At 47.7% G+C, this 23,115-nt stretch carries 23 protein-coding genes and 1 pseudogene; 11 read left to right on the top strand and 13 right to left on the bottom strand.

Annotated elements, in window-relative coordinates:
• Nucleotides 1-577: 577 nt before the first annotated feature.
• The 5 genes from BLV54_RS03655 to BLV54_RS03675 all read left to right on the top strand — a co-directional run bounded on the left by BLV54_RS03655 (nt 578) and on the right by BLV54_RS03675 (nt 5,283).
• Entirely contained in the window at nt 578-1,540 is a 963-nt protein-coding gene (locus tag BLV54_RS03655) for an IS481 family transposase (RefSeq protein WP_090568051.1), read from the top strand.
• A gap of 267 nt (nt 1,541-1,807) precedes the next feature.
• Complete coding sequence (locus BLV54_RS03660; protein ID WP_090567925.1) at nt 1,808-2,419, top strand: paraquat-inducible protein A; 612 nt, start codon at nt 1,808-1,810, stop codon at nt 2,417-2,419.
• Nucleotides 2,420-2,439: 20 nt separating this feature from the next.
• On the top strand, nt 2,440-3,051 hold the full coding sequence (locus tag BLV54_RS03665; protein ID WP_090568054.1) for a paraquat-inducible protein A: 612 nt from the start codon (nt 2,440-2,442) through the stop codon (nt 3,049-3,051).
• On the top strand, nt 3,044-4,672 hold the full coding sequence (locus BLV54_RS03670) for a PqiB family protein (protein ID WP_090567927.1): 1,629 nt from the start codon (nt 3,044-3,046) through the stop codon (nt 4,670-4,672). The genes BLV54_RS03665 and BLV54_RS03670 overlap by 8 nt, the downstream gene beginning before the upstream one ends.
• Nucleotides 4,672-5,283 carry a PqiC family protein gene (locus BLV54_RS03675; RefSeq protein WP_090567931.1) on the top strand — a complete coding sequence of 204 codons (612 nt, stop codon included), beginning with the start codon at nt 4,672-4,674 and terminating at the stop codon, nt 5,281-5,283. The genes BLV54_RS03670 and BLV54_RS03675 overlap by 1 nt, the downstream gene beginning before the upstream one ends.
• Before the next feature lie 81 nt (nt 5,284-5,364).
• Here BLV54_RS03675 and BLV54_RS16665 read toward each other — a convergent pair.
• A pseudogene (locus BLV54_RS16665) lies at nt 5,365-5,532 on the bottom strand (IS481 family transposase); the annotation flags it as partial.
• Nucleotides 5,533-5,618: 86 nt separating this feature from the next.
• Here BLV54_RS16665 and BLV54_RS03685 point away from each other — a divergent pair.
• Nucleotides 5,619-5,909: an IS630 transposase-related protein gene (locus BLV54_RS03685; RefSeq protein ID WP_256329095.1), complete on the top strand. Its 291-nt coding sequence runs from the start codon at nt 5,619-5,621 to the stop codon at nt 5,907-5,909.
• 161 nt (nt 5,910-6,070) lie between these two features.
• On the opposite strand, the gene BLV54_RS15940 is transcribed toward BLV54_RS03685, so the two are convergent.
• From BLV54_RS15940 to BLV54_RS03700, 4 genes are all read right to left on the bottom strand, one after another.
• Nucleotides 6,071-6,244 (bottom strand): hypothetical protein, encoded by a 174-nt coding sequence (locus tag BLV54_RS15940; RefSeq protein ID WP_176969662.1) that lies wholly within the window; start codon nt 6,242-6,244, stop codon nt 6,071-6,073.
• Nucleotides 6,245-6,428: 184 nt separating this feature from the next.
• A complete protein-coding gene (locus tag BLV54_RS03690) occupies nt 6,429-6,962 on the bottom strand; it encodes a DUF1264 domain-containing protein (protein WP_090567938.1) in 534 nt (177 codons plus the stop codon).
• A 184-nt stretch (nt 6,963-7,146) separates the two neighbouring features.
• The gene (locus BLV54_RS03695) at nt 7,147-7,359 is read right to left on the bottom strand and encodes a hypothetical protein (protein ID WP_143032405.1); all 213 of its coding nucleotides are present in this window, start codon (nt 7,357-7,359) and stop codon (nt 7,147-7,149) included.
• A gap of 101 nt (nt 7,360-7,460) precedes the next feature.
• A complete protein-coding gene (locus tag BLV54_RS03700) occupies nt 7,461-7,667 on the bottom strand; it encodes an SRPBCC domain-containing protein (protein ID WP_090567942.1) in 207 nt (68 codons plus the stop codon).
• A gap of 316 nt (nt 7,668-7,983) precedes the next feature.
• Here BLV54_RS03700 and BLV54_RS03705 point away from each other — a divergent pair, with 316 nt between their 5' ends.
• Both BLV54_RS03705 and BLV54_RS15420 read left to right on the top strand, forming a co-directional pair.
• Nucleotides 7,984-8,550, top strand: coding sequence for a hypothetical protein (locus tag BLV54_RS03705; protein ID WP_143032406.1), 567 nt, complete (start codon nt 7,984-7,986; stop codon nt 8,548-8,550).
• A 345-nt stretch (nt 8,551-8,895) separates the two neighbouring features.
• Nucleotides 8,896-9,081 carry a hypothetical protein gene (locus BLV54_RS15420; protein ID WP_143032407.1) on the top strand — a complete coding sequence of 62 codons (186 nt, stop codon included), beginning with the start codon at nt 8,896-8,898 and terminating at the stop codon, nt 9,079-9,081.
• A gap of 155 nt (nt 9,082-9,236) precedes the next feature.
• Here BLV54_RS15420 and BLV54_RS03710 read toward each other — a convergent pair whose 3' ends face one another.
• The 6 genes from BLV54_RS03710 to BLV54_RS03740 all read right to left on the bottom strand — a co-directional run bounded on the left by BLV54_RS03710 (nt 9,237) and on the right by BLV54_RS03740 (nt 16,618).
• Nucleotides 9,237-10,034, bottom strand: a complete 798-nt coding sequence (locus tag BLV54_RS03710; protein ID WP_090567945.1) for a hypothetical protein — start codon at nt 10,032-10,034, stop codon at nt 9,237-9,239.
• Nucleotides 10,035-10,195: 161 nt separating this feature from the next.
• Nucleotides 10,196-10,786, bottom strand: a complete 591-nt coding sequence (locus tag BLV54_RS03715; protein WP_143032408.1) for a hypothetical protein — start codon at nt 10,784-10,786, stop codon at nt 10,196-10,198.
• A 410-nt stretch (nt 10,787-11,196) separates the two neighbouring features.
• Nucleotides 11,197-13,128, bottom strand: coding sequence for a S9 family peptidase (locus tag BLV54_RS03720; protein ID WP_090567950.1), 1,932 nt, complete (start codon nt 13,126-13,128; stop codon nt 11,197-11,199).
• 450 nt (nt 13,129-13,578) lie between these two features.
• Nucleotides 13,579-14,274, bottom strand: coding sequence for a hypothetical protein (locus BLV54_RS03730; protein WP_090567956.1), 696 nt, complete (start codon nt 14,272-14,274; stop codon nt 13,579-13,581).
• 52 nt (nt 14,275-14,326) lie between these two features.
• Nucleotides 14,327-14,506, bottom strand: coding sequence for a YbdD/YjiX family protein (locus BLV54_RS03735; protein WP_371113270.1), 180 nt, complete (start codon nt 14,504-14,506; stop codon nt 14,327-14,329).
• Between the two features lie 39 nt (nt 14,507-14,545).
• Nucleotides 14,546-16,618, bottom strand: coding sequence for a carbon starvation CstA family protein (locus BLV54_RS03740; RefSeq protein ID WP_090567961.1), 2,073 nt, complete (start codon nt 16,616-16,618; stop codon nt 14,546-14,548).
• Nucleotides 16,619-16,816: 198 nt separating this feature from the next.
• On the opposite strand from BLV54_RS03740, the gene BLV54_RS03745 reads away from it, so the two are divergent.
• Entirely contained in the window at nt 16,817-18,184 is a 1,368-nt protein-coding gene (locus BLV54_RS03745) for a cache domain-containing protein (RefSeq protein WP_090567964.1), read from the top strand.
• A 14-nt stretch (nt 18,185-18,198) separates the two neighbouring features.
• The gene (locus BLV54_RS03750) at nt 18,199-18,816 is read left to right on the top strand and encodes a response regulator (protein ID WP_090567967.1); all 618 of its coding nucleotides are present in this window, start codon (nt 18,199-18,201) and stop codon (nt 18,814-18,816) included.
• Nucleotides 18,817-19,077: 261 nt separating this feature from the next.
• Here the strand turns inward: BLV54_RS03750 and BLV54_RS03755 are convergent, their stop codons facing one another.
• Entirely contained in the window at nt 19,078-19,872 is a 795-nt protein-coding gene (locus tag BLV54_RS03755; protein ID WP_090567970.1) for a nucleotidyltransferase family protein, read from the bottom strand.
• 382 nt (nt 19,873-20,254) lie between these two features.
• Here BLV54_RS03755 and BLV54_RS03760 point away from each other — a divergent pair, with 382 nt between their 5' ends.
• A complete protein-coding gene (locus tag BLV54_RS03760; protein ID WP_090567973.1) occupies nt 20,255-21,970 on the top strand; it encodes an ABC transporter ATP-binding protein in 1,716 nt (571 codons plus the stop codon).
• On the opposite strand, the gene BLV54_RS17165 is transcribed toward BLV54_RS03760, so the two are convergent.
• Nucleotides 21,937-23,115 carry a glycosyltransferase gene (locus tag BLV54_RS17165; RefSeq protein ID WP_090567975.1) on the bottom strand — a complete coding sequence of 393 codons (1,179 nt, stop codon included), beginning with the start codon at nt 23,113-23,115 and terminating at the stop codon, nt 21,937-21,939. The genes BLV54_RS03760 and BLV54_RS17165 overlap by 34 nt on opposite strands.

Consider the following 23,115-nt stretch of genomic DNA (forward strand, 5'->3'; position numbering starts at 1 on the left):
ATGAGAGGGTTATGCGCGAAATTCGTCGAGCATTTTGGATGGAAATAATAGGGACAGACCGCGGTTTTACTTGTAGGCAGCAGACCTACCGCGAGCTGTTCCGTTATGAATTAGAGTCTAGGCTGCTAGATGAGATCCGGCGGGTAGCAAATAGCACAACCAAATAGCACAACATATTGGGTTATGAACGCTTCGCGCTACCGATATCGGCGACCCTGAACTAACGGGCAGTGCCCGGCAAATCTGGACAACCGCGCAAGGTGGTAGAACCAAAATCCAGCAATTTATTTCTCACATAGTCGTAAACCGTGGGCTGTCCCATATTCTGCTGCTCTATTAATTTATCACGCCGCTTTTTATTGTTCGAATTGGTAGCGGTGTTAGATAGTGTCGTCACAAGATATAAAAAATAGCATAATTGGCAAATTACCAATTTCTAACGAGAAGATTTGCCATGATTTCAACGAGTGCAGCGTATCGCAGACATGACATTTCAGATGAAGTTTGGACGTTATTAGAGATGTTTAGTCCCACGGTGTGCTGGAGTAATATACAGCCAGCTATTGACGGAGGATTTATGGGACAGATACTGCACGGAAGCGCCCGCACGATGGAGGCGGTGCGTCGAGCGATACAACATAGTCAAGAGAGCCTGAGTGTTCTGGCCAAACGGCACGGGATCAATCCCAAGACTGTGGGAAAATGGAAAAAGCGGTCTTTCGTCCACGATGTGCCGATGGGACCGAAGGAGCCGGCCTCGACGGTTCTGACGAAAGAAGAAGCCATGTGCGTGGCTTTTCGCCAGCACACGCTGTTGCCTCTGGATGATTGCCTGTATGCGCTTCAGCCGACCATTCCGCGCCTGTCGCGTTCGGCATTGCATCGTTGCTATCAGCGCAACGGCATCAGCCGGTTACCGGACGTGGACGGCGATAAGCCGGCGAAGAAAAAGTTCAAGAAGTATCCGATCGGCTACTTCCACATCGACTTGGCCGAAGTACGCACCGAGGAAGGAAAGCTGTATCTGTTCGTTGCTATCGACCGCACCAGTAAATTTGCTTATGCAGAGCTGCACAAACAATCCGACAGGAAAATATCAACGACATTCCTGAATAATCTGGTAAAAGCCGTTCCCTACAAAATCCATACAGTCCTGACAGACAACGGCAGCCAGTTCTGTCACCCGCCGCGTTACAGGAACGGCCCAACAGCAAAATGGATTACGCATATGTTCGATCTGTGCTGCAACGGCCACGGTATCGAGCACAGGCTTACCAAACCCAAACATCCCTGGACCAACGGACAGATGGAGCACATGAACAGAACCATCAAGGAAGCCACGGTCAAGCGCTATTACTATGCCTCCCATGACCAGTTGAAGGCTCACCTGCACAGATTTCTGATGGCTTGCCACTTCACCCGCAGGCTCAAAACACTCAAAGGCATCATCCCTTACAAATATATCTGCAAGCTATGGACAAAAGAGTCGGAACGATTTAACGTCAACCCATTCCAGCACACCGTGGGGTTAAACACCTAGGTCAGCTGGCAAACTAAATAACATTCCTCCATACCCTGCGTGGGGTTTCTTTTCCCAATAAAACCTGTAAACTGAGAAATCGTCAAACAAGTAACGATGGCGTCATTACTTAATTTTGTGGCTATTTCCGGATTGTAGGGAATGCCATCTCTTCCCGGTGAATTCAAGAGAATACAGGGATAAGCCTTTGTTTATTATTCAATAATACAGGCTACAGATGCGTACTTGTTTTACGTACTAAGTCAGTAAATTTAGGAGGAAATATGGATGGCCGGTTCCATTTCGTTAATGGCCTGTCATGAATGCGATTTACTGTTGCGCGTGGATCATTCGTTCGCAGAGGGAGTAGTGAAATGTCCTCGCTGCGCTGCTGTTCTGCTTAAACATAAGCGGCACAGCCTAGATTTAACCCTGGCATATACGATTACCGGTTTGATTTTATTTGTGATCTCCAATGCCTTTCCGATTATTGACTTCCAATTTGAAAGGCAGAGCACAGAAACTAACTTGCTTTCAGGAGTCTGGGAGCTGCTCGATCAGGACATGTACTTGCTTGCAGGTCTCGTATTTGTTACCACCATCCTTGCACCTTTCACCCAGCTTGCCACTTTGCTCTATGTATTTTTACCACTAAAGTTCAACCATATCGCGCCATATACAGTTGAGGTATTTCGCTTTGCATCAGCGCTTAGGTCCTGGAGCATGATGGAAGTCTTCATGCTTGGTATTCTGGTTTCCGCGGTCAAGTTAGCTGCCATGGGGACGATTGTTCCTGGCATTGCCCTGTGGTCCTTTGGTATTCTAATCTTTGTGCTGGCGGCGGCCACATCCAGCCTCAACCCGGATCTGGTATGGGAAAAGCTGGGAGTTAGCCAGTGAACGATCAAACTAACACTTGGATTACTGCAGCTGCAGTCGGTCTGATAAATTGCCACAGCTGCGGCCTGCTGCATAAAGCGACCCCGGTGCATGGTTATTGCCACCGTTGCGGTGCATCTTTGCATTTACGCAAACCCGATAGTCTGTCACGGACCTGGGCTTATTTGCTTGCCGCCTATATTTTGTACATCCCAGCCAATGTATTGCCAATTATGACAACTACCAGTCTGGGATCGGTCCAGTCGAATACGATTTTAAGCGGCGTTAACTATCTTCTGGTCTCAGGTTCGTGGTTAGTGGCCTTGATCATATTTATAGCCAGCATTTTTGTACCTGTACTGAAGTTGATTATTCTCAGTTACCTGGCGATTTCTGTTCAAGTGCGTTCTTCATGGCACCCTCGGGAACGAGCACGACTCTATCGTCTGGCGGAAATCATGGGGCGATGGTCCATGGTCGATATCTATGTGGTGACATTGATGGTGGCTTTGGTCAAAATTCAAGGATTGGCTGATATCGATGCAGACATCGGCGCTGTTGCCTTTGGGGCGGTTGTAGTCCTGACGATGCTGGCGGCCATGTCATTCGATCCCAGGCTGATCTGGGATAACGCAGAGAAAAATAATGAATGAGCAAAGCTTAAATGAAAAACAAACCAGCGACCTGCCGGTAGCGCGAGTGGAAACCCGCAGTGGAATATCCATAGTCTGGCTGATTCCACTGGTGGCATTGCTTGTCGGTGCATGGCTGGCTTATAAAGCGTGGTCTGAAACTGGCCCCACCATCACGATAAACTTCAAAACTGCAGAAGGACTGGAAGCGGGTAAAACTAAAATCAAATACAAAAACGTCGAGATTGGCCAGATCCGGTCAATCGAACTGAGCGATGATCTGTCGCACGTTATTGTCACCGCTGAATTGGTCAGGAATGCCAAGCATTATGTGACACAAAGTACGCGTTTTTGGGTGGTTCGCGCACGCATTGCGGCAGGTGAGGTTTCCGGACTGAGTACGCTTTTATCTGGCGCTTATATCGGCATAGATCCCGGAAAAGAAGGCGACAGCGCGAGGCATTTCGTCGGGCTGGAAACCCCGCCAGTGTTGACAGATGACACACCTGGAAGTCATTTTTTTCTTCGTGCTGACAATCTAGGTTCTCTGGATGTCGGGTCGCCGGTATATTACCGTATGATCAAAGTGGGTCAGGTGATCGGCTATCGCTTCGCTGAGGATGGTCAATCGGTGGAGATTGATGTATTCATCCATTCACCCCATGACAAACAGGTCAATTCCAATACTCGTTTTTGGAATGCGAGCGGCCTGGAAATATCTTTAGATGCCAATGGTATACAGATAAACACTGAGTCATTGGTCACTGTCATGATGGGCGGCATCGCTTTTGAGACTCCAAGAAAGCTGAGTCAGGTAGAGCCCGTTGCCAAGGACCGTGAATTTGTTCTGTTCAAAAACCGTGAAGCTACTATTCTGGAAAATCCTACACTTAAGATTGAATATGTATTGCATTTTTCCGGTTCGGTGCGTGGCTTAAGTTTGGGTGCGCCGGTAGAGTTCAGGGGAATCCCGGTCGGCGAAGTGATTGATATCGACATGGAATTCAATGCAGAATCCAACGAGATCATGATTCCAGTGACAATAGAATTTATACCTGAAAGCATAATATTCAAAGGCGTTCCCAACCAAATAGAGTTTATCCGCAGCCATCACAAAACAGTTATGAATGACTTCGTCAAACGGGGAATGCGCGCCCAGTTAAAAACTGGAAATTATATGACAGGTCAGTTGTTTATCGATCTGGATTTTATTCCTGATGCACCTATCGCAAGCATTAATTGGGAAAAGACACCTCCCGTGTTTCCCACTACGCCAACACCCTTTGAGGAAATCAGCACCACGCTTACCAGCTTGATCAAAAAACTGAAGAATCTTCCATTGGAGAAAATTGGAAGTCAGCTTCAGGACACAGTCATCACATTGACGTCGACCATGCAGAAGACGGAGCAATTGGTTCACGCTCTGAATACTTCTGTTACGCCGGCGATCACTGCGACATTAGATGAGACCCAGAAGATGCTTTCCACTGTGGAGCAAACAATTCAAAGCGACTCGTCCACGCAACGTGACCTGCAAGATGTGTTCGATGAATTGTCAAAAGCCCTACGATCCATCCGTATCATGGCCGATTATCTGGAACGACATCCTGAGGCACTCATTCACGGCAAACGAGAAAATTAATGATACCTCCATCCCTTGTATTCCGTTGTCTAGTCATCTTGGTGGCGTTATTGGTGACTGGATGTGCAAGTACGCCTACTTATACGTTTTATACGTTAAGTGCCATGCAGGCAGTAGATGCAAAACTTCCAACTGTTTACCACAGCAATAATGCCACTATTTCAGTAAATCTCGTTTCGTTTCCATCCTATTTAGATCGCCCGCAAATCGTTACTCGGCCTACGGCGCATACGTTGGTAATCCATGAATTTCGGCGCTGGGGTGGATCGCTGGAAGACGATTTTGTGCGGGTACTTGGCGAAAACCTGTCAATCCTATTGAATACTCAACATATTTTTTTGCCACGACAAAATGCGCCGTTTACTATCGATTACCGCGTTGCTATCGATGTTAAACGATTCGATGGAAATCTGGGCGAGCAAATCGTCCTTGATGTCGACTGGATGATTATCACCCAAGAAAATAAAGAGCGCGCAGTGATCAGAAAATCAGTGATACGTGAAGCCGTTGACTCGAACGATTATGAGTCTCTGGTATCGGCTAAAAGTAAGGCTGTAGAAAAATTAAGCCATGAAATTGCTGATGTAATCTGGAAAATCCAGAGTAATTAATCCCTATGCTCTGAAAATGGAGTAGAAACTAATTCTTGTGTCTGTCACATTTTCCAAGTAGTAAAAAACTGATTCCCCAAACTAGATATTTAGTCCCACGGTGTGCTGGAATGGGTTGACGTTAAATCGTTCTGGCTCTTTTGTCCATGTTTTGCAGATATATTCGTAAGGAGTGAGGCCCTTAAGTGTTTTGAACCTGCAGGCGAAGTGGCAAGCCATCAGAAATCTGTGCAGGTGAGCTTTCAACTGGTCGAGGGAGGCATAGTATAGCTAAACAAGATAATTATGATTATTATGGAAAGCATGGCATATTCGTTGGATTTCGCCGTAAAGTTCTGTCTGTTCGAAAGAAAGAAGGACTTACCATAGCGGAGGTGGCGGCCCGGTTTGATGCTGGTGTGGCAAGAGTGACGCGCTGGATTAAGAACATCCATCGCAAGCCCCAAGGGTTCAGGAGACGCAAAATTGATCTGGAGGCGCTGCGCCAGGATATTCTCGATTACCCCGGTGCTTATCCGTTTGAGCGGGCAAAGCGTCTGGGCGTCACGCAAAATGTGATTTTTCTTGCTCTCAGGAAATTAGGCGTATATAAGGGGTCAGATACTGTCTTGCAATACAACATCTAACTTTTTTCTGCTTTTTTAACAACCAGACTGACAGTAGCGTAATGCAACCCGAATTCGTCACGATTTGTTTCATTGTATAGTCACCCGTTTGATAAGCTGTCGCATTCCCTTGGATAAATTCGTCTCCACCGTTTCCACAACGATATGATAGTAATTATCCATCAGACAATACGCATAACAAATCCAATTAAATCGTTTATAAACATGACCGAACAACGCCAACCAGGAAGCGCGATCAGAATCGTCCAGATAAATCCTTCCCCCGACGATGTCCTCGAGACATCACGTGAATACAAGCCACCGGACACTTCAATTCTTAGAACAGTCTTCGACATGTACAAGGTACCAGAACAAAATATCTATGCCTCTTCTATAGTTAGTCATCCTCTGCACACTTATTTAGTCGTCCCTGAAATATCATCAATCCATTGAAGATATTGATATTGAAAAAAGAACGAGAATGTTGTGACGGCATTGTGGTCGGTTTGAACCGCTAATTAGGCAAATAACACGCAACGCCTATTCTGGGATTTCAAGCTTCTTTACGGGCTTGTGGCTGATGGCCGGCGGGAACGTGACCTCGCCGTTCGGAACTTTAGCACCAACCGGCCACAGGTGGAAAATAATACCGTCGGTCTTTGACGCGGCCTCTGCAATCTCTTTCGCTTTCTCAGGGGATACATCAAGCACCTGCACACGCCCGGTTGCAATCTCTTCCGCGTGGTCGTGGAAATGCTTATTCCATTGCTCCAGCGTCACGCTCGAGCGCGCAAGCTTCTTGTCAATGAAATATTCGATCTCAACCAGTTCGGCATTCGGGTCGGTAGACAGAAAGACCATACACTGCAAGATCTCTGGCTTGATCGGCTTGCAATAATGGTGATATGGACCGTGTACCGTGCCGTCTTCATGACGATGGGGCGCAATTACATGAATGTTGTAGCCCTCCGCTGGAGTTCGTGCCTTCTCCTGCGCTACCAGAGGCGTTGTCATACAGCTGGTCAAAAAAATCGCCACACCAAATGTTGCTACAAGATGAAAGTTTCTCTTCATGATCTCCTCCTTTCTTCTTTGTTGAACGGCGGCCTAACATTCTGCTTGAAGGATCGGCGCTTTATGCCACATCCCTCTTGAAGCAGTGGCTAGGCAAAAACACACAATACAAGCTAGACATTTCACCATGGGCTATCCATGTATTCGTGTATAAAGAGTTAGATACTATCTTGCAATATAATATCTAATTTTTTTCTGCTTTTTTAATAACCCGGCTGACAATGGCGTAATGCAACCCGAATTCATCCGAGATCTGTTTCATTGTGTAATCACCCATTTGATATGCTGCTGCAATCCCTTCATTTCTGTCGCTAAAAGCTGAATAATAGGAAAGCGGCTTGGCTTTTGCTCTTCTCTGAGCACGGGGAGCTTCACTGAGATTTTTATCAGGTGCCACATATTGCTGCATTTTTTTGACAAATTCATCATTACCAAGATAGATTTGCCCACGTAGAGCATCCCAAACACTCGGTAATCCTATACCCGCTCTAACAAAATTTACATAGAGTGGCTGTGACCTGTAGTGAAGTTCGTGAACGATATCTTATAGGTTCCGCCAACTTTGACATCTATGTGGTGAACCTTGCCGGTAAAGCCGTTCGGCGGAAGCCATTTAGCCATTGCGTCGGCATCAAGGAGCGCCCGATAGATTCTTTTAGGTGTCGCACACAGTACGCGATGAAGTTGAATGGTATTTGTGGGCATGATCATCTTTCCTTCTGATGCGTTGTGATGCTTAACGATAAGGCTCACCGGCGGAGCGTAGCGGGGTCCGGTGCAGCGTAATGTTAGGCCAGATGAAAACCCGAAGCATACCGGTCTTCATACGGCGCAATACGGAAGTACCCTATTGCGCCCTACGCAAGCTATCCTCATCTTCATCAGAAATAGCTTCTCCACCGCTCCCCCTTGACATAACATGGTATAAACCATTCTTCTCCACATTCATTTATGGCTACGTATCATAAATACACTTCATGCACCATACAATGACTGACACCTTTTTACAGATAGATTTCTGATGGATTCACGAATATTTCTACAAAGGCTATTTGAGGGGTATGTCGTTTCCTTCAAGAAGTTTGACTGGCATACGACATCAAATTATTCTGATGTTACAGCAGCAGAATTGATGCACTATTCGGAGCTTGGCACGAAATTGGGTTATTTAGTTAGGAGAGAAATGAATTGGCATTATCCGCGTGACCTCTGTTGGGTGCCATTCGGCAGTAAAGAAGCATACTTATACATGGAGAGAGAGAATAAGGATTCACGTTGCAAGCACACCATTGAAAAAATGCTGAATCCGACCAACAGCAGAGAAGTTACTTTACTAGTAGCGAGTTTTGGTTTCTTGCGTCCAGATTCCTTTCACTGGGCTAAAGATCGATTGCGTGAGGGACTTTTAAAGCACCAATCTGCTCTCTTATATGCGTGGGTAGGTTATGATGAAAATATGGGGCCGTTTGAAATACACTCTGCCGTAATAGATACCTATAGCGTAGTGGAATGTCGAGCTATACCATCTATCGATAAAGACGGGTTCTGGCAAATCAACTACGAATGCGGGAATGCAGAATGGCGCTAACATAACAGTAACAGGGGACAGACCCTGAGGAATCCCGACGAAATTACCAGCCTTCGCCATGAACACTCACTATCTGGTTTAAGATGATTAGCGCTGTTTTCAAGTCTTTTAGCTGAAACTCAAAACGCTGATCATTGGCTACCCTCAAATCAAGATAGATAGCCGAGAGTACATGACGATCTTTAACAGTATTTGCCTGATAGTGCAAATGCCGGTTGTTCTGTCGTGCAGCTATTCCCAGTAACCAGAGTACAAAAGTAAGAATAATAGGGACAGACCACGATTACATTGGTAAGTAGAGGATTTGCTACGAGTTGGTTCTACTATGAATTGGAGCCAGCGCTAATGGATGAACTCCAGCAGGCGATAAATGGCACAATCCAGACAATGAACGTTTCACGCTACAAGTATCGACGGCCTTGGGACGACACGGGCAACGCCCGTCAGTCTGGACGGCTGCGCAAGATTGTACGCCAGAATCCAGCAATCTGTTTCTCATATAACCGAAACCGTGGTCTGTCCCTATTCTGAAATTTGAGCGGCGCATCGAACGTAGTGTCGTGAACCGAAGCGCTGCATAAGCCCCTCAGCTCGATCCTCATGTGCTTATCCGGCAATGGTAGGATTGGTGCTAATGTGAAGCTAACCAGCGCGCCGCTTGCGGCGCGTCCGTGTTGAACGAAAAATTAGAAGAATAGTGTCCATCCACGGGCCAAAGAAAAGATCAACGCAAACAAACCAAGGAGACTGTAAACCCAGTGTTCTTTGATCACCTCCACAATCACCGATGGATGGAAGCCATAGCGCTCCCGCCAAGTTGCGTTGGTGCTAAGGGAATCGTTTGCTGCCCGTTCTGCGATGTTTGCGAGGATATCGACTTTGCGAAGCGTAGATTGGTGAAGCTTTACGAACTCCTTGTTCTCGAACGCGGCAGCCTCCTGCGCGCCCACTAGAAAGTCGCGATTGGTGATCTTGTTCTTCTCAACGAGACTTTCTAGCCTTGGATGTCCAATGTACCCAACCCCGTAGATCGCGATGAGTTCTCGTGCCAGATCAGACTTTCTGCTTTCTTCGACTCTTGTCGGCACTCCGTCCAAGACTGTGTATCTATGCTCGATTGCTTGGAACCCATAGTTGATATCTCGCATGTTCCAATGCATCCAAGTGAAATTCTGATGTATTCTGACGAAATCGAAGAATTCGTCAAGCATCGCTTTTTCTAGGTCATCGTATTTGCCTGCGATATCCGCAAGTAGGATGTGCCGTTGCTCAGCTACCTTGTGGATAGAAAATGACTGCGTTTGACCTGAGGCGAGGTTGCGTACAGCAATCGAGGTTACCCGTGGTGTTCGTCCATCTGCTCGGTCATAGAAGCTTTCACAGGAATAGTGAACTACAAGCACATACTCACGCTGTTTAAGAAGCAACGACAGCCGATCAGAAGCCTTCCGGCGGTTCTTGAGTCTTTCTAGTTCTCGCCCCATGCGATTTCTATTCTTCTAACGACTCACCTCAGCCGCGCCACCACTCGCAGGGATGATAGACCACTCCACGAGTCAATCACCTGGGTGTTCAACCTTCGCCGCGAGCACGGCGTCGGCTGCAGGCGTGGGTTGGGCGGTTTTCGTGATTATGACGATGCAATTCATTGGTAGGTGGCTCCACTAGAATCTACCGATCTGACCGAATCGATCAGATCGGACGCAGCTGCAACTATGGCCGCCGCCCTGAATTCGGCGGGTCGTAGAAGGCGAGTGGCGGAAAGGGCTGTCATGCCAACAGCAAAACCAATGTGTGCAATACACATGCGCACGCCGTCTTCTTGAAAAGAACCACCGGCAAGAGGATGATCGACATTGCTGTGCAGTTCTGGTCGTGTTGATGGCGTTACATGAGTTGCACGCTCCGACAACACTTTGTAGATATCCCTGCCAACCAGGGTTGGAACCCTCAACTGCTCCAAGGTACGCCGGACTTCCGAAGGCTTGAAATCTCTCATTCGAGCGCGGTCATCACTACTTCTCCATCGCTCAAATGCTCCAACATCTGCACTGAAGAGCATAAGTAGATTTGCGATCTCGCCTATATCTCTGGCGATCCCCAGGGAAGCGTCGTAGTGCCCGTGCTGCACCAAGATCCACCCGGCAGATGTGGATGTGCATGCACGACCAATCAAATACTCCTTTAGGTGGTCTCCCTGGTGGCAACCCCAATAACAAGACGAGAGTCGGTCCATAAGTGAGAGTACTGTCCCCAGATGGTCAACCTGCAGGGCGACTTGGGAATCGCGTTCTAGAAATTGGTCGGTGGAAGCAACGCAGTGGTCAAAGATTTGCACTTGCAAACGTCGGAAAAACTCGCGTCCCTCCGGGATCTCAGGATCAATTCGTTTCATCGTCTTTGCCCTAGCCGCCTAACCAGAATTAGACGTCTGAAATGACACAATATATTACGTCAAAAATGAAATCTAACACGGCAAACTGCATCCTATCTCCTTATATTTTATAGAATTACATTGGCTTAGCTGTATCATAACAAACCTTGTTTGTTTCCCAAATATGATGAATAAATTACGTCTTTTGGATGAGGAACGAAACCAACCCAGACGCCGGCATTATCTCTACTTCTTTGTTCTACCGTCCATCATCAAAGGTTTTCAATCTCTACAGGCTCAATCTCTTCTGCCAGTTCAAACTTAAAGATGCGCGAGTAGAAATAGAGCTCTGCCTCCAGCGCCCGCTTGTTGTTCTCTGCTTTGACGAAGCCGTGCTGTTCTCCTGCAAAAGTGACATATGCCACCGGCAATCCGCGGTTACGCAAGGCGTCGAACATCATCTGTGACTGGTTAGGCGGCACGATGGGATCATCGAGCCCCTGGATAAGGATCAGCGGGCAGGCTAATTGCTCGATGTGCTGAATAGGCGAGCGGGCGAGGTAAAGGTCGCGCCTTTCTGGATAAGGACCAACCAGACCGTCCAGGTAGCGTGACTCGAACTTGTGCGTGTCTCGCGCCAGCGCTTCCAGATCGCTGACGCCATAATAACTCGCACCTGCGCTGAACAGCTGATAGAACGTCAGTGCACACAATGTGGCATAACCACCGGCACTGCCGCCGGTAATGGCCAGTCGGTTACCATCCACCAGCCTTTGACTCACCAGATAGCGTGCGCCATTGACACAATCGGCGACATCCACGATACCCCATTGGCCTTTGAGCCGCTCACGGTAAGCGCGGCCATAGCCGCTACTGCCAGTGTAATTCACATCCAGCACGGCAAAGCCGCGTGTGGTCCAATACTGGATGCTGTAACGAAACAGCGGCAGAGTGGCAGCCGTTGGCCCACCGTGGCTCATGACCAATAGTGGCGGCCGCTCTTCGGGCCTGCCGATAAAGTCGCGATTTCTGGGCGGATAGAAGAAACCATACGCGGTAAAACCCTGCTCTGTCGGAAATTCGATTGGCTGAGCGATCGAGCAATGGGTGGAGTCAAGCGTGATTTCCTGAGAACGCCGCAATACTCTGATTATTTTGGTGGTCAAATCGAACTGCACCAAAGCGACAGGCTCAGTGGCAGAACCGGCAATGAAAAAAACTTGACCGTCTGCGACCCGTATATTGCTGAGAACAGTGTAGGGGAGAGTAAACTGATGCAAGCGCAGAGTACGCGTATCGAGGGAAGCAAGGTGATAATAGCCCTTCTGGGAATAAGCGCAGATTAACTTATCGGCTGATGCAAAGCCATAGGTGGACATGCCGAATTTCCATTGCGGCTCACCAAATTCAGCCTCCATGGGGCAGAGTACTTCTACCTCTGCTTGCTGTTCATGCCAGCGGTATAGATTCCACCAGCCTGTTCGATCCGAAATGAAATACAGCGTCCCATCGGGCGACCATTGCGGCTGGAATATTGACTCGGCTTTGCCCCCGGCCACCAAGGTGCGCTGACCGATAGAGCCATCTGCCAGCAATTCCGCCACCCACAACTCAGTGCCATCCCATGGCATGTTGGGATGGTTCCATGTCAGCCAGGCTAGCCGGGTGCCTTCCGGATTGAGACACGGAGTGGAATAAAAATTATTGCCAGAAACCAGAATCTGCCCATCATCGTCACCTGCTGTACCGATACTTACCAATGTATTAACCGGCTGGAGAGCATCGGTTGTATGATCTTCGCGCACCACGATGATTCTGTCATGGATAGCATCCAGAATGGCATTCGCATAGCGCATGCCTGCTATGTGAGTAACCGGTTGTGGCTCTTCACCCGGCACTTGTCGATATAGTTTCTGATCAGTGAAATTAGAAAAATAAACCACCCCCCCTGCAGCGAGATAGTCGCCACCCCCGTACTCATGTACGCGAGTACGCACATTATAGCCTGGAGGCGTTAGATCAATTGTCTGTTGATCAGATGAGCGACAGACAATAACGGTGCGCCCATCTGGCCGCAGTTCGCACCAATACAGGTTGTTGCCATCAAGTTGGATACCTCTAAGGCCGATAAACTTGGCAAAAACATCATCCGCTGTAATAGGGGATTTCCAGGAACCATATGCAGCAATCTGAGGTGTCATCATTATCTCCTTTTACTTAAGTGCGAAATATTGAGTTTATTGTGGTGTTCAGCGTTATCCATCAACCGCGCTGGGTAGGAGCGTTGGCTAGATGGGATGGTTAGCGTTCTTCTCTATACAACTCATCAACCTTCTTTTAATAAATTCACCCAACTCCTGGTAACCTTCAAGCATGCTAGAACACCAAACTCGGCCTACCTGCAGCGCCTTTATATAATAACTTTTCATGAGATTTGAGTAAGCCATTTCTTCTATATCGGACCAAGGAATCACCCTGGAGCCCACAAGCGGATTTCGGTAGTAAATGTTCTGCTCATCATAGGCAAACGAAATGAGAGAGGGAAGCTTTGGCTAAATTTTAATTTATTCAACAACGCCTCGGCATAGCCAATGGATTACCTAATTTACTGACTTAGAAAGATTTATAGGCGCAAGTCAAAAGCAAAACAATCTTTATTTTCCAAGCAGCTCAGTCGCAAACAAAGTCTGCACTGCTTGGAGGTTCTTTATAATTGCCACGCTGACATTCGGGTAGTCAGGGGATTGGTCCCAACTGCCCTCTATCGGAGTGATAAATGTGGTGCTGAGGTTTGCCAGTATTCTATTATTGCTGGCAGACACCATTTCAGCAGCAAATGTTGCAGTCGCCTTCGGTGCCCCTAGCGGAATAAAACTATAATAACTTCGCACAGTGCCCACTTTGGGTGTGTAAATAAACAAAAGTGCATCCGCTTTTTCATCTTTAAGTAAAGACTTGACATCTTTCTTACTAAAAACCCCTTCAGAAGAGGGCGTTTTAAAGTCTGGCAGCTTATCATAGGTTAGCGACGGCTCTATTTGAATTGTTTTATGCCCCATCTTCGTAAGCTTAGCTTCGAGAGTTTGTTTAATCGTAATCGCTTCTTGAACATTAATCGTTTTTAAATGCCCTTCCAAACCCGATGCCATTGCATTATTAATCGCAATATCCAATAAACCCTGCATTCCTTCTTTATATGCTGCTGCCTGTGCAGGGACAGGATCGATAATCACTGCAATCGTCTTCGCGCCTGCCCCCCAATAATTGCTATCAAGCTTTACCTTGGGCCCGGCACAAGCAGTTAAAACAACAGAGATAAATATATAGAAAATAGTTTTGATTTGAGTCATAGCTTGCTTTTACCTTTAATGAATATCGTTTAATAAAAATTCCTCAACTTTCCTAACAGCAGCGGCTGATTTTTCCATTACCACCGTAGCGCGATTCCTGGCGTTCACGGAAAAATTTCGGGTAAGACATGATGGGCTGATCCGGGTGCGAATTTTTCATATGTGCCACATAAGTGTCGTATTCAGGCACGCCGACCATTAACCGCATGCTTCGAGAGAAATGGTGGATCATTTGGGTAATTTTGTTATCCATCACTCGTTTCTCCAGTGTTTATTTCTCAGTAATTGCATGAGCGGGTAATAACTCAAAAGGCGCCTCATTGGCAGTAGAGTGATGAATAACGCGTGCTTTTAATACTGCTTTAATTCCAAAGAAAAGTATGCTGATTAAAACCAGCATGAACATGCCTGCCAACGATGCATTCACGTAATCATTGAAAATGATCTGCTGCATTTGCTCAATTGATTTAGCCGGAGCTAGCACCATGTCTTCCGCGATTGCCTCCCTGTATTGATTAGCATGCGCCAGAAAGCCGATACGTGGATTAGCATCAAAAATCTTTTGCCAGGCAGCCGTGAGCGTGCAGACCATGACCCAAATAGCGGGAACAATAGTGACCCAGGCAAAGCGATCCTGCTTCATCTTAAATAGCACACTCGTGCAAAGAATCAGTGCTATCACCGCCAGCATCTGGTTTGAAATGCCAAACAATGGCCACAATGTATTGATTCCACCCAGGGGATCAACTACCCCCTGATAGAGAAAATATCCCCAGCCGGCGACACAAAGTCCAGTTGCAGTTAGGCTGGCAAGCTGAGAATCCGTACGCTTCATTGCTGGCACAAAAGTACCCAATAGATCCTGTAACATAAAGCGGCCAGCACGGGTTCCGGCATCAACTGCCGTCAAAATAAAAAGTGCTTCAAATAGAATGGCAAAGTGATACCAGAAAGCCATCATTGCAGTGCTACCCATCAGTTCCGACAAGATCTGCGCCATACCGACTGCTAGCGTGGGTGCGCCACCTGTTCTGGAAATGATGCTATGTTCTCCTATGTTCTGCGCAGTTTGATTAATCATTTCAGGAGTAACATAAAAACCCCATTGAGCGATGGTCTGGGCGGCCGATTCTGCCGTAGTACCGATGATTGCTGCAGGGCTGTTCATGGCAAAATAGATTCCTGGTTCAAGTGTTGCTGCGGCAAGCAGCGCCATCATGGCCACAAACGATTCCATGAGCATCGCGCCATAACCAATGAAACGGGCATCCGTTTCAGTCTGAATCATCTTAGGTGTAGTACCGGATGCGATCAGCGAATGAAATCCGGAGATCGCGCCGCAAGCGATGGTAATAAACAGAAACGGAAATAGGCTTCCTGACCAGACCGGACCGGAGCCATCCACAAACTGTGTGAGCGCAGGCATCTTAAGTTCTGGTGAAATAAAGATAACACCGATGGCTAGCCCCACAATGGTGCCAATCTTTAAGAAGGTAGACAAATAGTCGCGTGGCGCCAGTAACAGCCAGACCGGTAGCACAGAAGCAATAAAACCATAGGCAATTAATAACCAGGTCAATTGTTCACCCGTCAGAGTAAAAATAGCGGCTAAGGCAGGCACTTCTTGGACGTACTGTCCACTCACTATCGACAACATTAATAGAATAAAGCCGAGGAATGAGACTTCACCAATGGATCCTGGGCGGAAATAGCGCGTATAAATACCCATGAACAAAGCGATTGGTATAGTCGCGGCAACTGTAAAGGTACCCCAGGGAGATTCGGCCAGTGCTTTAACAACAATCAAAGCGAGAACTGCCAGCAAGATCAGCATGATAAAGAACGTACCAAACATCGCGATCATGCCAGGTAATTGGCCTAATTCGGATTTAATCATATCTCCTAGCGAACGGCCATCGCGTCGAGTAGATATAAATAACACAATGAAATCCTGAACTGCGCCAGCAAATACGACACCGGCTAAAAGCCATAACATGCCAGGCAAGTAGCCCATCTGTGCAGCCAGGATAGGGCCAACCAGTGGACCTGCTCCAGCAATTGCAGCGAAATGATGTCCAAATAAAACATATTTATTAGTAGGAACATGATCCAGACCGTCATTGAGCTTATAAGCCGGAGTCATACGGGTCGAGTCTAATTTCAATACACGATTCGCAATAAACAGACTGTAAAAACGATAAGCAATAATATAGACACAGATAGCTGCAATGACGATCCAGATAGCGCCAATTGATTCACCTTGATGTAGTGCAATAACACCAAAAGCAAAAGCGCCAGAGAGAGAAAACATCAGCCAGCCAAGTTTCGTGCTTAGATTTTTCATTATTTCCTCCTGAGTTGATGGGATATCTTTTTTGTCCTAAATTGACCTGGCATTCTCGCTGTCAATATAAAAATCGCGTTGAAGCAAGATATGAATTCAGTATTGAACAAAGAAGCATCTCGCACATCCTCTAAAATATGGAGATCATCTACACATTTTGTGGATGCCAACTTCGGTTTGGCGATGTAGACTGACTAGATGAATTTACGAAATAAAATTATCTGGTTTGCTATGACGCCACTCATTGTGGCGCTTAGTTCAATTGCATTTACTGTGTATCACCGGGCTGCTTTATTGGAACAACAGCAACGCCAATCTATTGAACGTGCTTACAGAGACAGTAAAGATGTCGAATTGAAGAACTACAGCACATTAGCCGAACAGTCTATTGCACACCTTTATGACTCAGGCCGGGCAGACGCAGCTACCATGGATGAAGCGAAAACAATTTTGGGAAGCTTAAATTATGGTCCGGATGGTTATTTCTTCTTGTTTGACCTTCAAGGTACCTTTCTCATGCATCCCCGTCAACCTGAACTAGTAGGCCAAAATTTATGGGATCTACGAGATATTAATGGTAATCCATCGATACAGAGGTTAATCAGTCGCGCACTTGAAGGAGGAGGTTTTTTGGATTATATGTGGCAAAAGCCAACCAATCAAAGTGCTGTTCCTGTGCCCAAACGCGCTTATGTCTTTGTCCTAGAGAACTGGGGCTGGGTGCTGGGTACTGGCGTTTATTTAGATGATATTAATGCAGCGTTAGCTAAGCTCGACAAACAAGCTTCTCTAAATATCTTTGACACAATGCTTTGGATTACTTTGATTTCATCTCTAAGCGTAATAGCAATCGTTTCAGGGCTGATGTGGAGCATCAGAGGACGTAGTATAGTGGATGCCCAGCTTAGCGCATTAACACAACGCATCATAAAAACGCAAGAGGAAGAACGCACAAGAATAGCCAATGCATTACACGATTCTATCAAGCCCATGCTGGTGGCTATCAAAATGAAAATTGAACTGGGTATCTATCGATTATATAGACTTACGCCAGAACATCCGCAAAAACCAGCCGACGCACAGAATACATTCAAGGAAGCCATCTCACTAGTGGACGATACCTTAGCAGATATCAACCGGGTGGTACATGATCTTCGCCCCTTCAATCTAGAATCCCTTGGCTTAGAAGGAGCCTTGCATTTATGTGTACATCATTTTGACAGCGACGCAATGCAAGTTAAGTTGAGTACTCTTGGTAAGATGAATGAGTTGCCCTCAACTGCTGAACAAGCGCTGTTTTTGGTCGCAAAAGAGGCTATCGCCAACGCCACGAAATACTCATCCGCCAAACGAGTGTCCATACGATTGGAGAATAATTCGCGTTGTGTAATGCTAGCAATACACGATGATGGTCACGGATTTGATTTAGACCATATCAACGACGATCCACATAGGGGATTAGGTTTGCGCAACATGAAAGAGCGAATTGAAGCTGAAAATGGTGTTTTTCAGCTTACTTCATCCACAAGTGGCACTTCAGTCATTGCCACAATTCCCCTGCACTAATCTTTGGATTTACTATGATGACACCTACCATCAATACCATGATCGTTGAAGATCACGATATAGTAGCTTCGGGCATTCGTGAAATCCTAAGAACAGCTGTTCCCATGGTTAATGTGGTGGCTACGGCCAAGAATGCAGATGAAGCGTGGAGTTCTATCAAAAATAATAAAATTCATTTTGTGATAATGGATATTCGTTTGGATTCTAAACTCAACGGTATCAGTCTGACCTCGGAATTTATTAAAGAATATCCTGATTTAGCTATTCTGATATACAGCGGAGAAAATAATGAAGAAGTCGTGAGACGCGCCATCAATGCTGGCGCACGCGGCTACGTACCAAAAGGCGCAGGGATAGAAAATTTAAAAAAAGGGATCGAAATTATCGTCACAGGTGGATCTTATCTGGACCCTTCTTTACCAAGACAACAACGATATGTAGAACCTCTAACCTCTAAAGAAGAGGAAGTATTAAAGCTCATTGCCGAAGAAAAAAAAGATGAGGAAATCAGTCAAGAGCTTAATATCGTATCAACTACTGTGAGAACACATCGTGCTAATATCATGTCGAAGCGCTGTCTTAAAAATGCAGTTGAGCTCTATCAATATGCTATCAAGTGTTATCCAAATTAAATGACGAGTCGTATGGTTTAACTGAAATAGCACTTTGTGAATTCACCATTACCTTAATCCTGAATAAAAAAACAAAACATAATTAGCTTTCTGCTAGTCCAGAATACGCATGAGACAGTTTTCAACCCAGATTTTTCGTTAGGAAAATTTTCAAAGAAACTGTTTAATATAAGAAGCGCCTGACAATACATTCTTCCATTGGATAGCCATGTCATTTCCTTCAGGCATATAGGCTTGCCCATCCCCAAGGAACAGGATGCTTCATTGTTTATTTAAATGGGACTCTACCAGCAGCAAATCATCAGCCTTATCGACATCAATCCCCGCTTCTGCAAATGGCAGTTTAATTGCCTGTATCCTTACCCCGGTTTTTGCCGAAATACTTTTCAGCGCTTGTGTGAGCGTTAAATAGCCAAACAGGTAACTCAATACGGCTCGCCAACCAAGGACCCGTCCAATCAGCCGCCAGGGTCGCTTGCGTTGATCTTCAGCCCTTCGCCAAAATGAAATGAGTTCACGGCCTTGATGATTAAATGTATACAGGTTACAACCACAAAAATCCCCATCACGTAAACGTATGACTGTTTTCTTGCGACCTGGGAAAGCGGCTTTAACTAGCTCATGATCGATCATGCCCACCGTCACATCACAATCAGTCGCGCTCGATGCATTTAAAAAATATTGCACAATTTCTGGTGTAAGTAGCGCATGATCGGCTGTGGTAAGCAAAACACGTGTTTGCCCCTTCACTGCTGCCAGCCCTTTTTCAGCGCTGCGACTAGGAGAATTCTCATTGGCGATCCAGGCAATTTGTCCGCTTTCGATACGCTTAACCAGTTCTGGGCATTGAGGCAATAACGCTTTGGGTGGGCCGCATAATATGGTCGATTGAATCATGTGAGTCGCGGCCAATGCATCCAGCACACGGATAATCATGGGCGTACCGCCAACAGGAGCAAACGCTTTACAGGCAACGCCTGCTTTGCTGGCAACCGCATCGTTTGCGGTGCGATCTGCTGCAAGCACCAAAGCAGCATATGATGTGTCTTGAGTCACGTTCTATCCCTTGTAATAAAATGTTTTTTCATAAAACCAATATTACTTATATTGCTTGCTGCCACTTATTCCATTTCCAAATCAAACATGATGAGAAGGCGAGCCGCAGACAGTATAAATAATACGGCGGAGAAACCGACAAAGTCAGGTCCGATTCAGAAATGGAATTACACTTAAATTCATTACGTATTTTATTGTTCCATGAGAATATTTTTCCATTAGGAGCTACCCGCTACTACGGTATATGCTTGAAACAATGTTATCAACAATTACAAAGCGGAGCATACATGAAACGACACCTTGAAGCACACACCCTCGGCACGGCGTGCAGAAACTCAGATTGCCATAAAATTTAATGAGAGCTGCATAACAGACTACGAGCATGAAACTACTGCTCATCTTTTCCCGTAGCGATCCATGGCGCAGCGCGCTGGTGATCGCGTCGCTGGTACTGGCTGCGGCAGTGGAGGGTTTCGGGTTTTCCACACTGCTTCCGTTGCTGAGTCTCGCGAGCAACCGACCGGTCAGCGAACATTCAGCACTCGGCCAGATAATGGAATCCTTGTTGTCGTTCGTGGGGCTCCATCCGTCCACACCTGTTCTGTTATTGGTGATTCTCATAGCGTTGCTGATCAAATCCGTGCTGCTGCTCGTTGCCAACCGCCAGGTCGGCTACACTGTAGCGCAGGTCGCTACCGATTTGCGCCTGCGTTTGCTGCGCGCCTTACTCTGCACTCGTTGGACATACTTCACGAGTCAGCCCGTCGGAACGCTCGCCAACGCATTCGCAACGGAGGCCACGCGCGCATCACAAGCTTATTTGGCAAGCGTCACGGTAATATCGCAGCTAATTATCGTAACCGCCTACGCAGTCATTGCCGCAATGACCTCCTTACCTGCGTCCGTTGTAGCGATTTCACTCGGCATCATCACCGTCTTGATCCTCAGTCGCCTCGTCCGTATTACACGGACTGCGGGTGCACAGCAAACGGTGCTGCAAAAAGATGCCATCACCCGTCTTATCGACGTCTTTCGCGGCGTCAAGCTCGTCAAGGTCATGGGACGTGAGCCGATTGTCGCGCCGATACTCGTAAATGAGACCAAGCAGCTTAACACTGCCCTACGCCGTCAGGTAATCACCAAAGAAGCTGTCGCAGCGCTCCAGGACATGGCGCTCATGTCCTACGTCGCTGTTAGTGTGTATGTGTGCGTCGTAGTGCTCGACCTTGATCTTTCATTAGTATTCATGCTCGCGCTTGTCTTCATTCGCATGCTGACGAGCCTCAACAAAGCACAGCGACAATACCAGGATATGGCCGAGAAAGAGAGCGCATACTGGTCACTGCTCTCGACCGTCGAGGCAGCTGAGGCCGAGCGTGAAACGATCACTGGCAACAAGATACCGCACCTATCACGCGACATTGTGCTACGCGACGTGGTCTTCGCTCACGACACGTACAGGGTCCTCGATGGTGTATCTTTCGACATTCCGGCCGGCAAGTTCACTGTACTCGTTGGGCCATCTGGCGCCGGCAAGACCACGATTATCGATTTGCTTGCCCGCCTGGTGAGCCCTCAGTCGGGCGACATCTATGTGGACGACATGCCACTTAGCGAGCTAGATGCGACCACATGGCGACGCATGATCGGTTATGTTCCGCAGGAGACTGTGCTGTTTAATGAGAGTATCGCGCTAAATGTATCGCTCGGTGATCCAGAAATCCGTCGGGCAGACATCGAGGATGCGCTGCGACGCTGTGGTGCGTGGCAATTCATCGAGCACCTGCCACAAGGCATTGACAGCAGTGTCGGCGAGCTTGGTGCCAAACTCTCTGGAGGCGAGCGCCAGCGCATCGCGATCGCACGCGCCCTTGTGCGTCGTCCGCAGCTCCTCATCCTGGACGAACCCACTTCGATGCTGGATACCGCTAGCGAGGAAGCGATATGGCAGATGGTAGCAGGGCTCTGCGGCCAGGTGACAATTCTCGCAGTCTCACACCAGCAAACTCCGCTTTCTCTGGCGGACCAAGCCTACCGGCTCGAGTACGGTCATGTTGTGCTGCTTTACCCAGGTGAAGCGCCACGTGCCGCGACCTGAGCCGTGAGCACACGCAGGTAAGCATCAACCCCGGCATCAATACGAAAATCTTCAGCCCGACGAAGGAGCTTTGCACGGTCCCGGGGTGCCGCGAGAAGCGTGAGAATGGCTGCTGCGAGCGCCTTGTCGTCATGAACCGGCACTAAGGGACCGATTGCTCCTTCTTCAAGTATCTCACGCGGACCACTCGGACAATCGGTCGACACCACCGGACAGCCACAGGCAAGTGCCTCGATCAGCACACCAGGTAATCCCTCCCATGTCGAAGACAGAACGAGCACTGCTGCCTTCGACATCCACGCAAACGGATTGTCGATATGACCCAGAAGCGCGACATCGTCATCGAGTCGGAGCTCATGCACGAGCTTCTCGAGCTTGTGACGTTGACGCCCTTCTCCGAGGATCACCAGATGTGCCGTGCGTACTGCGCGCACCCGTGCAAAAGCCCGGATTAACGTTGGATAGTCTTTCTGTATGGTCAAGCGCCCGACAGCAAGGATGAGCGGCACATGGGCATCGGCGAGCCAAGCGTGATTGACGGGTTCTGCGGCAAGACGTGCAATATAGGGGCCGACCACGGGGTTGTAGATGGTTGTGACGCGATCGTCAGGCAGACCGGTAAGGCGCTGCACCTCGCGCGCGACACCCTGGGATACCGCGATAATATGGTCAGCCCACGGGTAAACAACGCCCAGCGTCCATCGTAGTAGCCTGCGGATTGCTTGCTCAAACGGAGGCCACCAACGGATATTACCCGACGGGTAATTGCTCGCACGCAGAACGAGGGGCATGTTCGTCTTGGAGAAACGGCGCGCAAGTGTGGCAACCAGATTGATGTGACTCGCACACGAAAGCAGCACATCGGGGCACTCGTCTCGAAGGTAGCACATCAGTGCCGGTATGGCACTGGCGGTGAACAGCCCGCGTAGGTTGATGCGGCGATTGAGCTTCTCGAACAGATGGTGCCAACCTTGCTTAAGCACAACCACCCTCACACCGGAGTGTAGCGCGATGCCAGCGCTCTCGTCGGCGATAACCACGAGATCGACAGCATACCCTCTTTCGGCGAATCCGTTGGCGAGCGTGAGAGTACGCTGCGTAGCACCGCCGCCGCGCAGGGAGTAGATGAATAGGGCGATCCGCAT

This window comes from Nitrosomonas sp. Nm33 (assembly GCF_900107265.1).
Taxonomy (GTDB): Bacteria; Pseudomonadota; Gammaproteobacteria; order Burkholderiales; family Nitrosomonadaceae; genus Nitrosomonas.

Excerpts from the sequence above, each read along its gene's own strand:
- BLV54_RS03705 (WP_143032406.1), top strand. The coding sequence starts at position 7,984 with ATGGATTCACGAATATTTCTACAAAGGCTATTTGAGGGGTATGTCGTT.
- BLV54_RS03730 (WP_090567956.1), bottom strand. The coding sequence starts at position 14,274 with ATGACTCAAATCAAAACTATTTTCTATATATTTATCTCTGTTGTTTTA.
- BLV54_RS03655 (WP_090568051.1), top strand. The coding sequence starts at position 578 with ATGGGACAGATACTGCACGGAAGCGCCCGCACGATGGAGGCGGTGCGT.
- BLV54_RS03760 (WP_090567973.1), top strand. The coding sequence starts at position 20,255 with ATGAAACTACTGCTCATCTTTTCCCGTAGCGATCCATGGCGCAGCGCG.
- BLV54_RS03750 (WP_090567967.1), top strand. The coding sequence starts at position 18,199 with ATGATGACACCTACCATCAATACCATGATCGTTGAAGATCACGATATA.
- BLV54_RS17165 (WP_090567975.1), bottom strand. The coding sequence starts at position 23,115 with ATGCGGATCGCCCTATTCATCTACTCCCTGCGCGGCGGCGGTGCTACG.
- BLV54_RS15420 (WP_143032407.1), top strand. The coding sequence starts at position 8,896 with ATGGATGAACTCCAGCAGGCGATAAATGGCACAATCCAGACAATGAAC.
- BLV54_RS03745 (WP_090567964.1), top strand. The coding sequence starts at position 16,817 with ATGAATTTACGAAATAAAATTATCTGGTTTGCTATGACGCCACTCATT.
- BLV54_RS03660 (WP_090567925.1), top strand. The coding sequence starts at position 1,808 with ATGGCCGGTTCCATTTCGTTAATGGCCTGTCATGAATGCGATTTACTG.
- BLV54_RS03700 (WP_090567942.1), bottom strand. The coding sequence starts at position 7,667 with ATGCCCACAAATACCATTCAACTTCATCGCGTACTGTGTGCGACACCT.
- BLV54_RS03675 (WP_090567931.1), top strand. The coding sequence starts at position 4,672 with ATGATACCTCCATCCCTTGTATTCCGTTGTCTAGTCATCTTGGTGGCG.
- BLV54_RS03690 (WP_090567938.1), bottom strand. The coding sequence starts at position 6,962 with ATGAAGAGAAACTTTCATCTTGTAGCAACATTTGGTGTGGCGATTTTT.
- BLV54_RS03715 (WP_143032408.1), bottom strand. The coding sequence starts at position 10,786 with ATGGACCGACTCTCGTCTTGTTATTGGGGTTGCCACCAGGGAGACCAC.
- BLV54_RS15940 (WP_176969662.1), bottom strand. The coding sequence starts at position 6,244 with ATGTCGAAGACTGTTCTAAGAATTGAAGTGTCCGGTGGCTTGTATTCA.
- BLV54_RS03720 (WP_090567950.1), bottom strand. The coding sequence starts at position 13,128 with ATGATGACACCTCAGATTGCTGCATATGGTTCCTGGAAATCCCCTATT.
- BLV54_RS03710 (WP_090567945.1), bottom strand. The coding sequence starts at position 10,034 with ATGGGGCGAGAACTAGAAAGACTCAAGAACCGCCGGAAGGCTTCTGAT.
- BLV54_RS03740 (WP_090567961.1), bottom strand. The coding sequence starts at position 16,618 with ATGAAAAATCTAAGCACGAAACTTGGCTGGCTGATGTTTTCTCTCTCT.
- BLV54_RS03670 (WP_090567927.1), top strand. The coding sequence starts at position 3,044 with ATGAATGAGCAAAGCTTAAATGAAAAACAAACCAGCGACCTGCCGGTA.
- BLV54_RS03735 (WP_371113270.1), bottom strand. The coding sequence starts at position 14,506 with ATGATCCACCATTTCTCTCGAAGCATGCGGTTAATGGTCGGCGTGCCT.